The organism is Paenibacillus farraposensis, from assembly GCF_020736845.1.
Taxonomy (GTDB): domain Bacteria; phylum Bacillota; class Bacilli; order Paenibacillales; family Paenibacillaceae; genus Paenibacillus; species Paenibacillus farraposensis.
This window is the reverse complement of the sequence record NZ_JAFFQR010000112.1, coordinates 854,200-865,905: the sequence shown is the minus strand read 5'-3', so window position 1 is coordinate 865,905 and position 11,706 is coordinate 854,200. Positions and strand designations below refer to the sequence as shown.

Here is an 11,706-nt window from a genome sequence, read left to right as displayed (position 1 = left end):
ATTTAACTGCTTGCGTTAGAGTTTATGTCTTGTTATTTATTTTTGGATTGGTTATGATTTTTTTAGTATACCCATCGTCCCTTCAAAACACAGAATAGGGTGACAGGATGAAGTTGAAGAAGTCAGCAGAAGACAAAATGATTTTCTTGTACCGTTATGTATCGTTATCATTAACATCACTTTTTTTTCTGTTCGAGCCATCCAGATTAATCGTGTGGCAGAAGCTTTTACTGATTGTATTTCTATTTTTTTCTGTTACATTATTTACGTGGGTTTACCGCAATTTCAGACTTCATGATCTGGTCTTGAAGTGCAGTATTGCGCTAGAAACCGCAGGGATTATTTTGCTGCTGTTCCCGACGGGAGGTATGGATAGTCCGTTCAAATGGTATGTCATTACCCCTATGTTGGTAGCCTGCTCCCACCTATCTATGAGGTACAGTTGGACCCTCCTCGTTTCTTATATCGTCTTGGTTCTCACATTTTGTTATATCTTTTTTACACCAGGTCAATATTTTTTGTGGGATCTTGTATCACAGAATACCGATTTGTTTCTGGTATTGATTGTGACCATGATGGCGATGCAGGTCATTGGTGTCATGAAAGACGAACTGAAGGTGGCCAAGGAACAAGCCAATGAGACAATGGATCATATCAAGTCGATTTACCACATCATGGAGACGACCAGTCACAATGAGGCTTTGAATCTGGGACAGGTTATTTCGGACTATACCGTTAAGCTGACGAAGCAGAGTCGTGCATTTTTCTGGCTGGATAGCCAGGAGGAGGATGCGCCGGAAAGCAGCCAGACAGGCTGGACGGTAGAGGAAGAGGAGCAGCTCTTCGAAGTGCTGGGGAATTATCAGAAGGAATTCAGGGAAGAGCGTGAGCCATTTTTCAGACATCTGCCGGAATGGGGCGATTTTCTGATGATCACTGTACCGATGACGACTCGCTTTGTAGCGACGATCGGTCTCCAGCTGGGTCCGGATCAAAGCCTGACAGGAAGACGCTGGCTCGTGCAGCAGCTCATATTCTTGGCCGAGCTGAGCGCTGGGTTTCTGGAGCGTTACGAGCTGGAGCGTATTGAAAGTCAGCTGATTGTAAGGAACGAGCAGAACCGGATTGCGAATGAAATGCATGATAATGTGTCACAAAGCCTTTTTGGCATTGTGTACGCGACACATTCTCTCCGGCAAACCTGGTGTCATCAGCCTAAGGAGCAGGTGGAGGAACAAATTGAGCTCATACAGCAATCGGCCAACCAAGCGGTCAGAGAGCTGAAAGGGGCAATTCATAGCCTGAGCTCGAAAAAAAGCGGAGGCTTAACCTGGTTAGGGACGGTGAAAAGCCATCTGCATACACTCTCCAAGCTGAACCATATCCAAATTGATTTTGATATTCATGGCGATCATTATTCTCTACCGTATTTATACCAAAAGGCTTTGTTCCGCATTATTTCCGAAGCGGCGGGAAACGCCATCCGGCATGGATTGGCCAAGCGTATTGATGTGAAATTAAAATTGACGCCCATAGTGATCAGACTGTCTATACATGACGACGGAGTAGGGTTTGAAACGGCGAGATTAGTAGCAGGAGGTGAGGCGGTCAGAACAGGCGGAGGCCTGGGTATGATGAATATGCAATATTTAGCTCAATCGATGGGAGGCGAATTTGATATTTCAAGTCGAGTCGGAGAAGGGACACAGATCCGATTGTCTATTCCGGTAAATGCCTATAAATAAGGGATTGGTAAAATTCTCGAATAACATATATGAACATCCTGCAATACAAAATCTGCGGTAACAATCGGATACATAGGGATTATGCAAATCCTGAACTGTAGACAGGAGGCAGAATCATGAAAATTGTCATTGTCGATGATCATCCTTTAGTACGAAAAGGACTAGCTGCAGTTATATCTATGCAGCCCAATGTTCAGTTTGCGGGAGAGGCCAAGAATCAACAGGAGGCGCTTGTAGTGATTGAGGAAACAGATCCAGACCTGGTGCTGCTGGATTTGAAGCTAGCCGATGAATCGGGCCTGGATATTATCAAGGTTGCACGCGGGCGCGGGTTCAGAAGCAAATTTATTTTGCTGACCTCTTCTGCAACACGTGAAGATTTTCTGAAAGCGGAGGAAGCTTCCGTGGACGGTTATGTACTTAAGGAGGCTTTGCCTGAGGAACTAATTTACGCGATTCACCTTGTCAACAAAGGACGCAAATATTATGATCCGGCTATTCTAGAAAATAAGCTGCGTGAGGATGCAGGCAACCTGACAGACGATCTGACACCGAAGGAGAAGGAAGTGTTGGTCGAGCTGGGGCAGGGCGCCTGCAATCGTGAAATTGCATCCCGGTTATTTATCAGTGAGTTTACTGTCAAAAAACATGTCAGTCAGATTCTGGCCAAGCTGCGGCTGGCCGATCGTACGCAGGCAGCATTGTATGCCAATGCCATTGGCCTGGCGAAGTACGAGCCAACCAACATGGTATGATGCGCTGACTTCATCAAGCTGCGCCACACGTTCGCGTGCAAGCAGCAGAAAAAGCCCCAAAATCACCAATTTCGGTGGTTTTGGGGCTTTTTCTCGATTTCTTTTTCGGCAATATCGACAAAAAATGGTACAAAAGTATACCATGCCGTATCCCAAAGTATACATTCCCCTTCCTCTCTGGTGAGGGAGAAAGTGACATTCGGTTCCATGTCGTCCACAAAGCAGATTGTTACAATAAAGTCATACTTAAGATAAGAAGAGAAATTGTACAGGAGGGAGGATTTTTGTGGAGAAAACCATTTTGGATTATCTGGTCCTGATCAAAAGAAGATTGTGGCTGATTGCGATTTTTGTCTTGCTCTCATGTGTAACGACTTACATTGTGAGCGGCATTGTCGTAAAGCCAGTCTATTCTGCTTCAAGCCAGCTGCTGATTAACCACATTTCCGCCAAGCAGGGAAGCAACAATCTGAACGACGTCAACACAAGTCTTAATTTGGTGGAAAGCTACAAGCAAATTCTCACTTCACCCAAAATTATGGAGGCTGTCGTAGCAACTCATCCGGAATTTGGTTTGACGCAGCAAAAGTTGGTCGAAAAGCTCCAGATTAAATCCTCGGATAAAAGCCAGGTTATTGGCTTGACATTTGAGGCAGGGAGCTATTCACAGGCCGCTGCTATTGTCAATGCGGTAGCTCAGAAGTTCGTGCAGACGGTTCCGGGGCTGATGGGATTAAATAATGTGAAAATTTTGAATGAAGCGGACCCGCAGGTCCATCCTGACCCGACTAATGGAAATCCGCTCATGAATATTGCAATTAGCTTTCTTGTATCGCTGATGATTGCGCTGGGCACGATTGTGTTTCTGGAAAGTATTAACGGAACTCTGCAATCGGAAAAAGAAGCGGATGCAGATATCGGTCTTTCAGTGATTGCATCGATTCCGGTCATTCGCAAGAAGGACATCGACGGGACAATTGGAAATTCCAAAGAACGGGTAGGGGAGCGTAAATATGCTGCGATTGAATGACTTGTTGATTACAGAAAGCAATCCTTCGTCGTATATCTCCGAATCATTTCGTTCCCTCCGTACATATATCCGGCAGCAGGTCATCAGGCAAAAGGACCGTGGAACGGTCCTGCTGCTGACCTCGCCGGAAAACGGAGCGGGTAAAACCACGCTGCTTGCCAATATCGGGGTTACTTTTGCTCAGGAAGGCAAAAAGGTGGCTTTGGTGGATTGCAATCTGCATAAACCGGCGCTACACGAGATGTTCGGAATGGAGAATACAGGGGGGTTATCGGCTTATTTGCGCGGCGGCGCTTCTTCCAAATCCATTGTTAGACATGAAGGCCTGGAGATATCAGTTGTTCCAGGTGGAGACACCTTGTATAACGCCGCAGATTTGCTGGGCAGCGAACGCATGGGAGAACTGCTGGAAGAGCTTAAACGTGAATACGATATGATCCTGCTCGATTCTGCGCCAGCGCTGAACTATACGGATGCCCGCCTGATCGCGGGCTTGACGGATGGTGTGATTCTCGTCGCCAGACAGGGCCGGACCAGACGCGATGATCTACGCAAAACCAAGCAACTCATGGAACAGGCCGGTGCGACACTGGTTGGAATTGTGATGAATCAGGTGAAGTAAGCAACACCAAAATTCAATGAAACAAGGAGAATGAGTGCGATGATGAAGAGAGTGAAAAAGGCCATTATTCCAGCAGCAGGACTAGGTACACGCTTCCTTCCTGCGACCAAAGCAATGCCAAAGGAAATGCTTCCAATCATCAATAAGCCTACGATTCAATATATTGTCGAAGAAGCGATTGCTTCCGGTATTGAGGACATCATTATCGTTACGGGTAAAGGCAAACGTGCGATTGAGGATCACTTTGACAACGCATTTGAGCTGGAATCAAGACTTTTGGAGGACGGCAAGCTGAAGCTTTTGGAAGAAGTACAGCGCTCTTCTGGAGTGGAAATTCACTACATTCGCCAGAAAGAACCCAAAGGTCTTGGACATGCGGTATGGTGCGCCAGACGTTTTATCGGGGACGAGCCATTCGGTGTATTGCTGGGCGATGATATCGTAACAGGCCAGACACCTTGCCTGCGCCAGCTCATGGATCAATATGAGGAAACACAAAATTCCGTGATCGGCGTGCAGCGGGTTCCGCAGGAATTCACGAACCGCTACGGCATCATCGAACCGGATCAACAGGACGGACGCTTGTACCGAGTAAACAATTTTATAGAAAAACCGGCTCCGGGCACAGCGCCATCCGACTTGGCGATTATGGGCCGCTACGTGTTCTCGCCGAAAATTTTCAAATATCTTGATCTTCAGGAAAAAGGTGCTGGCGGCGAAATTCAGCTGACGGATGCCATCCAAAAGCTGAATCAGAGCGAACGCGTCTACGCTTATGACTTTGAAGGCACCCGATATGACGTAGGTGAGCGTCTCGGATATATTTTGACCACACTTGAATTTGCACTCGCCAACGATGATCTGAAGTATCCGGTTATGGAGGCCATGCATGAATGGTTGAAAAAGACCGAGAAAACAACCACAGTAGGTTGAGAGGAGGTACGTCAGCATGAGCATGGAAAATTTACCGGAGGACGGCGAGGCTGTCATGTCAGGTAAAGCGTTTTACATGCCATACGGAAATACACAAATCCAGGATAAAACGTCTTACCTGGTCACAAAGCGTTTCCTTGATATCCTGTTGTCTTTCGTGGGTTTGATCTTCCTGCTTCCGCTTTTTGTAGTCGTAGGCATACTGATTAAGCTCGAAGATCCAAAGGGAAGCGTATTTTTCAAGCAAATCCGGGTGGGCAAGAACGAGAAGTTATTCAACATGTATAAATTCCGTTCAATGGTATCCAATGCCGAGGAGCTGAAAAAGGACTTAATGGAGCTGAATGAAGTGAGCGGCGCCATGTTCAAGATTAAAAACGATCCCCGGATTACGAAGGTTGGCAGTTTCTTGCGCAAGACAAGTATTGATGAAATTCCGCAGCTGTGGAATGTGCTGGTCGGGGACATGTCGTTAGTAGGTCCGCGTCCGCCACTGCCCAGCGAGGTCGAGCAATACACCGATTATGACAAGCAGCGCCTGATTGTAACACCGGGATGTACCGGCTACTGGCAGGTGAGCGCACGTAACAGCGTAGGCTTCGAAGAAATGGTGCAAATGGATTTGAAGTATATCCATGCCCGCAATACGTGGCTTGACCTTAAAATCATCATGAAAACAGGCGTTAAGATGCTGTTCTCCAAGGATGCTTACTGATGGATGTATTCAAGCGATGTCCCGCTGTGTCTGTCGTTATTTGCACCTATAACCGGGCGGACCTGCTGGAAAAAACGCTAATGTCTCTGCTGAAGCTGGAGGACCTTGCACTGGCTGAGATCATTGTGGTCGATAACCGGTCCACCGATCATACAGCGGAGACGATCAAAAAATTTAGTGCCGCACATGGTCAGCATATTCACCTCCGGTATCATTATGAGCGCGAGCAAGGCTTGTCCGCTGCTCGTAATGCGGGCATTACGCTATCGAGAGCAGAAGTCATTGCGTTTCTGGATGATGATGCCATCCCTTGTGCTACATGGCTGCAAACGATTATGTCGGCTTTTGGGAGCAATTCCGAGCTGACGGCTATGGGCGGCAAAATTGAGCCTATGTTTGAAACGGAGCGACCGGGGTGGCTGACAGGCCCGCTTGAGCTGCCATACACAATAATTGATCTGGGGAAGGCCGTACGCGAGTATCCGGTGGGACTGAACCCGTTCGGAGCCAATATGGCCATGCGCAAGACAGCTTTTGCCGCGGTCATGTTCCCGCTTCATCTGGGCAGAAAGGGAGATATCCTGTTGTCTGGTGAAGAATCATGGGTATTTGAGCAAATTCGCAAAAATGGCGGAACGATCATGTATCATCCGCACATGGCTGTAAAGCATTTTGTTCCGGCGGCACGGCTAACGAAGGAATGGATTATGAATCGCTACTACTGTCAAGGCATGTCTAACGCTGCTCAGGCTGTAGGCCTGCTTGGCAACGCAATGCTGATGGCAAAGACAGCAGCCAAAGTGTTATACATCACGATGGATTCGCTGCTGGCACGTACTGAGAGCAGGAAGCTGTTAAACCGATGCAGGTTTGAAAGTATTCGCGGAACGCTGGATACGTTGCGCAACCGGAAAAGCGAGTCAGCTGCGGGGTGAAAAATTGAACATGAGCAATTATCCTTGGACTTCCAGAATGAACATCATACAGCATGTTTTTATTTTTCTGCTGGGCGCTTTTGCTGTAGGAATTGCGGCTACATATCAGCCTGCGGCCAGTATTGCTGCAGTATGCTTGCTGCTTCTGCTGGCCGTTTCTATTCATCATCCGGAGCGCATCGGTTATGCAGTCTTGCTAAGCACAGCAGTATCGGTAGATTCCCTGTATCAGGGCGGCGTGTTCGGCATTGAGATCTTGTCCCTGTACAAATTGGGTATTTTGGCTCTGCTGGTGCCCTGTATGCTCGTGTACGGTATACGTCTCAAGTTCAGTTATCCGGTCTGGGCCCTGGTGGTCATGCTCGGGATTACATTTGGGTTTTCAGCATGGCTGCCTTTGCTGACGACCTCGATTGCAGTGAAGGCGTTCGTCGGATTATCACTCCCCTTTATTTTTTTATTGATTCAGTGGAAAAAGGAGGTGGCGGAAAAGCATATTCTGCTGATCAGTTTACTGCCCACGATTAGTGTGGTCATTGGATTAGGCTTGCAGGCCGCAGGGCTGCATTCATTTACCGATGTGGAATTTACGGGCGCGGTAAGAATACAGGGAGCGAACATACCGCCGCATCTGGCGATGCTCTCCTTTCTCGGAATTGCCGTTTCCCTGATTGAGATCAAGCGCAAGCCGAAGCAAGCTGCCTTTTATTACACCGTACTAGCTTTGAATTTCCTGATTTTGATCGCTACTGGTACTCGCGGGCCGATTTTGGCCTTGTTATTGATGCTTGCTGTGTATCTGTTTGATATTGCCCGTCAGTACCTCAAGGGCAAAGTCAATTATTTGCTACCGCTGGCCGGATCGTTTTTGGTTGCTCTGGGGGCAGTGGCCCTGCAATGGAACAATTTAAAAAAACGCTCCTTCGAGCGGGAGACCGATACAGGCATTGACCTGTCGGGGCGCTCGGAGGCATGGGAATATTTTTTGAACAAAGTTCATGATTACCCGTGGTCTGGCAGAGGACTTGGTGCAGTAACGGTTGCAAATGATGGAACGCTATTCAACGGTTTTGTTGTACCACATAACGAGTATATACGCTTTTATTTTGACACGGGATATATTGGCTGCGGGCTTCTAATGCTTTCATTGCTGGTTGTGTTCGTTCTTATTTACCGGGCGCTTGCCAAATCGATCAAACCTTATTTTGCAAGCTTGATTGCGGGCTTTCTGATTTATTCCTTTTCAGATAATACGTTGTCGACGGTTCAGATGATCATTCCGTTTTGCTGGTATTTGAATGCATTATACCAGACATCTACTCAAACCGATTTTTGCAAAGTGAAGTGATACGATGAGCAGAGTGAACATGTTCGATGTCAACTTTAATAATTACGATTTTAACGATCTACTCGAATTTATAGATACTTCAATTGTGCATCAGCGTCATTCCTACATTTTGACCTGTAATGTCGATCATGTGATCAAACTCCGCAAGGATGATGAATTCCGCAAGGTATATTCGGACGCAGGAGCTATAGTGGCCGATGGCATGCCTATCATATGGGCCTCCAAGCTGCTGAAAAAGCCCCTCAAGCAAAAGGTGTCGGGATCAGATTTGTTTATCCGGCTGGGAGAGGCTTTTGAGGATCGGGGCTACCGACTGTTTTTTCTGGGTGCGGCTGACGGTATACCGGAGAAGGCCATGCGCAATCTCCAGCGATCGTATCCCAACATGAATGTGGTGGGTTGCTACTCTCCTTCCTATGGCTTTGAGTCAAATGAGGAAGAGAACAAACACATTGTCCGCTTGCTTCAAGAGGCCAGGCCGGACATCGTTTTTGTAGGCGTAGGCGCACCCAAACAGGAAAAATGGATTTACAGATACTATGAGACATACCGCGCTCCGGTTTCGATTGGAGTGGGAGCCACTTTTGATTTTCTGTCGGGAAATGTGAAGAGGGCACCAAAGCTGATGCAGAAGACGGGCTTTGAATGGTTTTGGCGGTTGTCTCAGGAGCCTAAACGTTTGTGGAGGAGATATTTGATCGAGGATTCCCAGTTTCTTGTGCTGCTGTTCAAGGAAATATTCAAACGGGAACGGATGAAGGGAGGTCAGAGGTGAGAAACGTGAGTCGGTTGGCAGATCAGCAGATGTCTATTTTATTGGGAAATCGGCGGGGAATCGGCATGATTGGCGCGGGGGTGCTGGCTTGCATGCTGCCGCTTGTCATCGGATTTGTCAGCGCCAAGATGAATCCCACCACGAGCCAGCAAGGAGCCATATTGCTAGCGCTCGTTTTTCCAGCCTTTCTGCTGGCAATCTTTCAATCGCGGCTGCTGATTCCTTACTCGTTAGTTGTATGGGCGGTGGGGCCGGAAATCCGCCGGATTGTGGACTGGATGGAGGGGACGTACCACTCGGTTTCCTTGTTGAGTCTGGCACCGCTGCTGGTAAGCAGCATGCTGATTATTCCCGCGCTGCGGGGGCTTCATCAGGTGGAAAAACCCCTGACCCGGATTGCTGTGTTCTTTGGCATAGAGTTGGCCTACGGAAGTGTGGTCGGATTGCTCAAAAATGGCATTGTTTTTGCTTATGATTTGGCCAACTATGTGATTCCTTTGCTCCTGCTGCCTTATCTTGCAATCAAGCCGATGAAGGGGAAGGAGCTGGACCGGCTGCTGTACTCCTATGCCAACATAGCTGTTCTTGTGGCGATTTATGGCATTGTCCAGTATTTGACGGTTCCTCCCTGGGATGCATTTTGGATGAATAATGTAGAAATGAATTCCATCGGCTTGCCGGAGCCGCTTCAAATCAGAGTTTTTTCTACTATGAACTCGCCTGGTCCCTGCGCTATTTTTTTGGCAATGGCGCTTGTACCGATGCTGATGGAAAAACGGTGGCGCGGCACCCTGGGGTGGATTGGTATTTTGCTGACAGTTGTTTGTCTCTTGGTCACGCTGGTGCGCTCGGCCTGGCTGATCGCATTCGTCATGTTGCTGGCTTACATTCTCAGTTCATCCTCCAAGGGGAAGTGGAAGACCTTGTTTCAACTGGCTGTTGTCGGTCTTCTTCTCTATATGATTGTTCCAAAACTCCCGGGCGCAGAGGGGCTGGTGGCTCGTATGCAGACGTTGACGGATATTCAACAGGATCATTCGTACAATGAGCGCCTGGATTTGCTGAATACGATGATTCCGGCGGTTGTGGGCAATCCGGTCGGGCAGGGCATCGGGAGTGTAGGAATTGGAACCAAGCTGGATAACGGCGGCGATCTCGGTGAACTAGGAATTATGGATAATGGCTATATTGCCATTTTCCTCACCTTCGGTATTTTCGGGGCATTCTTTTTCTTCGGCGGTCTGTTCGTTATCATCAAGCACCTCCTTGTCCGTATTGCCGAGCGGGATTCCACTCAGCCTTATGTCAGACTGGCGCTGGCTACATGGGCCGGAGCTGTCGCCAGTCTGATATCGGATAACGGTTTTCCCGGTATGCGCGGCTATCTGATCTGGATGATGATCGGAATCGGACTGTGGGCGAAAGATGTCATCGCGGAAAGAAGGTAAAGGCTGTGCAAAACTTACAAACAATATCCGCACCTGTCCGGACAGTATGGTCCACGGTGGTTCGCTTTGCCAAAAGCAAGGATAACAGCTCGGCAGCAGTCAAAACGATGATTTTCAGTATGCTGATTCTCGTCGTGAATATGCTGACAGGTGTACTGACGGCCCGGTTTCTAGGCCCTACCGGACGCGGGGAGCAGACCGCCATGGTGAACTGGTCCCAGTTCCTCGCCTTCTGCATGAGCTTTGGCGTACCGTCTGCCTTGATCTACAATGCAAAAAGAAAACCGGAGGAAACAGGTAAGCTGTATGGTCTCGCTTTGCTGCTGGCTGCGATGTTCGGGGGCTTGGCGACACTCGTCGGAGTGTTTTTGATTCCTTATTGGCTGCGCTCCTTTTCCTCATCAGTCATACTGTTTGCGCAATGCTCCATGATGATGTGTCCGCTCATTGCGATTTCACAAATCAATAATGCATTGCTTCAAGTTCGATCGGAATACAAGCAATACAATTTGTTCCGTTATCTTGTACCGCTGAGCACGCTGCTGGGCCTGGTGATTCTGATCCTGACGGGCCATATGAATCCGTACACCTCAGCACTGGCTTATTTGCTGCCAGGCCTGCCGATTTATATCGGTGTTACGATCCGAATGATTCGGTTGTACAAACCCAAGGTAAAGAATAGCTGGACCCAATTCAAAAATCTCTTTACCTACGGTATGGGATCATACGGAAACGATCTGATGGGGCAGGTTTCCACTTATATTGATCAGATTTTGATTGCAGGTTTGCTCAGACCGGCTGATCTCGGTTTATATGCGGTAGCGGTCAGCCTGGCCCGAATGGTAAATGTATTTTCAACCTCGATTATTGTCGTGCTCTTTCCCAAAGCCTCCGGACTGAATAAGGAGGACGCGGTGGCAATCACGTTTCGGGTATTTCGCGTGACTTCGATGGTCACCATTTTGGCTGCGGCGATGCTGATGCTGATTGCTCCGTTGGTATTTACATTGTTATATGGTCCAGAGTTTAAACAGGCGCTTACGGTATTCCGCTTTCTGGTCCTTGAGGTTGCTATCAGTGGAGGAACTATGGTACTGGCACAACAATTTATGGCACTGGGCAAACCCAAGCTGGTTACCATCTTACAAGGTGTCGGCTTGACGCTCGTTATTCCATTGTTGTCCATACTCGTTCCAAGGTACGGTTTGACGGGTGCAGGGATAGCCATGTTGTCCTCGGGGATTCTACGGTTCGTTTTCATTTTATGGAATGTTAAATTCGTTCTGAAAATGAAAATTCCTAGACTGGTTATTTCCAAACAAGATTTTCAATGGCTCCGATCAACAATGTTGCACTACATTCGGAAAAAGCCAGTTAACGGTTAGAAAAAGAAGGAGGCA

General features: G+C 47.9%; 11 protein-coding genes. All 11 read left to right on the top strand.

What is annotated here, in order from left to right; genetic code table 11:
• Positions 1 to 107 precede the first annotated feature (107 nt).
• On the top strand, positions 108 to 1,745 hold the full coding sequence (locus JO375_RS22850; RefSeq protein WP_229526610.1) for a sensor histidine kinase: 1,638 nt from the start codon (positions 108 to 110) through the stop codon (positions 1,743 to 1,745).
• A gap of 116 nt (positions 1,746 to 1,861) precedes the next feature.
• Complete coding sequence (locus tag JO375_RS22845; RefSeq protein WP_229526609.1) at positions 1,862 to 2,500, top strand: response regulator; 639 nt, start codon at positions 1,862 to 1,864, stop codon at positions 2,498 to 2,500.
• Between the two features lie 286 nt (positions 2,501 to 2,786).
• Entirely contained in the window at positions 2,787 to 3,530 is a 744-nt protein-coding gene (locus tag JO375_RS22840; RefSeq protein ID WP_229526608.1) for a YveK family protein, read from the top strand.
• Positions 3,514 to 4,152, top strand: a complete 639-nt coding sequence (locus tag JO375_RS22835) for a CpsD/CapB family tyrosine-protein kinase (protein WP_229526607.1) — start codon at positions 3,514 to 3,516, stop codon at positions 4,150 to 4,152. The genes JO375_RS22840 and JO375_RS22835 overlap by 17 nt, the downstream gene beginning before the upstream one ends.
• 42 nt (positions 4,153 to 4,194) lie before the next feature.
• Entirely contained in the window at positions 4,195 to 5,085 is an 891-nt protein-coding gene (gene galU / locus JO375_RS22830) for a UTP--glucose-1-phosphate uridylyltransferase GalU (RefSeq protein ID WP_229526907.1), read from the top strand.
• Between the two features lie 16 nt (positions 5,086 to 5,101).
• Positions 5,102 to 5,800: a sugar transferase gene (locus JO375_RS22825; RefSeq protein ID WP_229526606.1), complete on the top strand. Its 699-nt coding sequence runs from the start codon at positions 5,102 to 5,104 to the stop codon at positions 5,798 to 5,800.
• Positions 5,800 to 6,735, top strand: coding sequence for a glycosyltransferase (locus tag JO375_RS22820; protein WP_229526605.1), 936 nt, complete (start codon positions 5,800 to 5,802; stop codon positions 6,733 to 6,735). Before JO375_RS22825 ends, JO375_RS22820 begins: the two co-directional genes overlap by 1 nt.
• A 10-nt stretch (positions 6,736 to 6,745) precedes the next feature.
• Positions 6,746 to 8,083, top strand: coding sequence for an O-antigen ligase family protein (locus tag JO375_RS22815; RefSeq protein WP_229526604.1), 1,338 nt, complete (start codon positions 6,746 to 6,748; stop codon positions 8,081 to 8,083).
• 4 nt (positions 8,084 to 8,087) lie between these two features.
• The gene (locus tag JO375_RS22810) at positions 8,088 to 8,858 is read left to right on the top strand and encodes a WecB/TagA/CpsF family glycosyltransferase (RefSeq protein WP_229526603.1); all 771 of its coding nucleotides are present in this window, start codon (positions 8,088 to 8,090) and stop codon (positions 8,856 to 8,858) included.
• A 5-nt stretch (positions 8,859 to 8,863) separates the two neighbouring features.
• Positions 8,864 to 10,306: an O-antigen ligase family protein gene (locus JO375_RS22805; RefSeq protein WP_322098781.1), complete on the top strand. Its 1,443-nt coding sequence runs from the start codon at positions 8,864 to 8,866 to the stop codon at positions 10,304 to 10,306.
• Positions 10,307 to 10,311: 5 nt separating this feature from the next.
• A complete protein-coding gene (locus JO375_RS22800) occupies positions 10,312 to 11,691 on the top strand; it encodes a lipopolysaccharide biosynthesis protein (RefSeq protein ID WP_229526601.1) in 1,380 nt (459 codons plus the stop codon).
• The last annotated feature ends 15 nt before the right edge of the window (positions 11,692 to 11,706 follow it).

Bases quoted from the DNA above. Each gene is read 5' to 3' on its own strand.
- JO375_RS22835 (WP_229526607.1), top strand. From the start codon at position 3,514: ATGCTGCGATTGAATGACTTGTTGATTACAGAAAGCAATCCTTCGTCG.
- JO375_RS22850 (WP_229526610.1), top strand. From the start codon at position 108: ATGAAGTTGAAGAAGTCAGCAGAAGACAAAATGATTTTCTTGTACCGT.
- JO375_RS22810 (WP_229526603.1), top strand. From the start codon at position 8,088: ATGAGCAGAGTGAACATGTTCGATGTCAACTTTAATAATTACGATTTT.
- galU (WP_229526907.1), top strand. From the start codon at position 4,195: ATGAAGAGAGTGAAAAAGGCCATTATTCCAGCAGCAGGACTAGGTACA.
- JO375_RS22815 (WP_229526604.1), top strand. From the start codon at position 6,746: ATGAGCAATTATCCTTGGACTTCCAGAATGAACATCATACAGCATGTT.
- JO375_RS22820 (WP_229526605.1), top strand. From the start codon at position 5,800: ATGGATGTATTCAAGCGATGTCCCGCTGTGTCTGTCGTTATTTGCACC.
- JO375_RS22845 (WP_229526609.1), top strand. From the start codon at position 1,862: ATGAAAATTGTCATTGTCGATGATCATCCTTTAGTACGAAAAGGACTA.
- JO375_RS22825 (WP_229526606.1), top strand. From the start codon at position 5,102: ATGAGCATGGAAAATTTACCGGAGGACGGCGAGGCTGTCATGTCAGGT.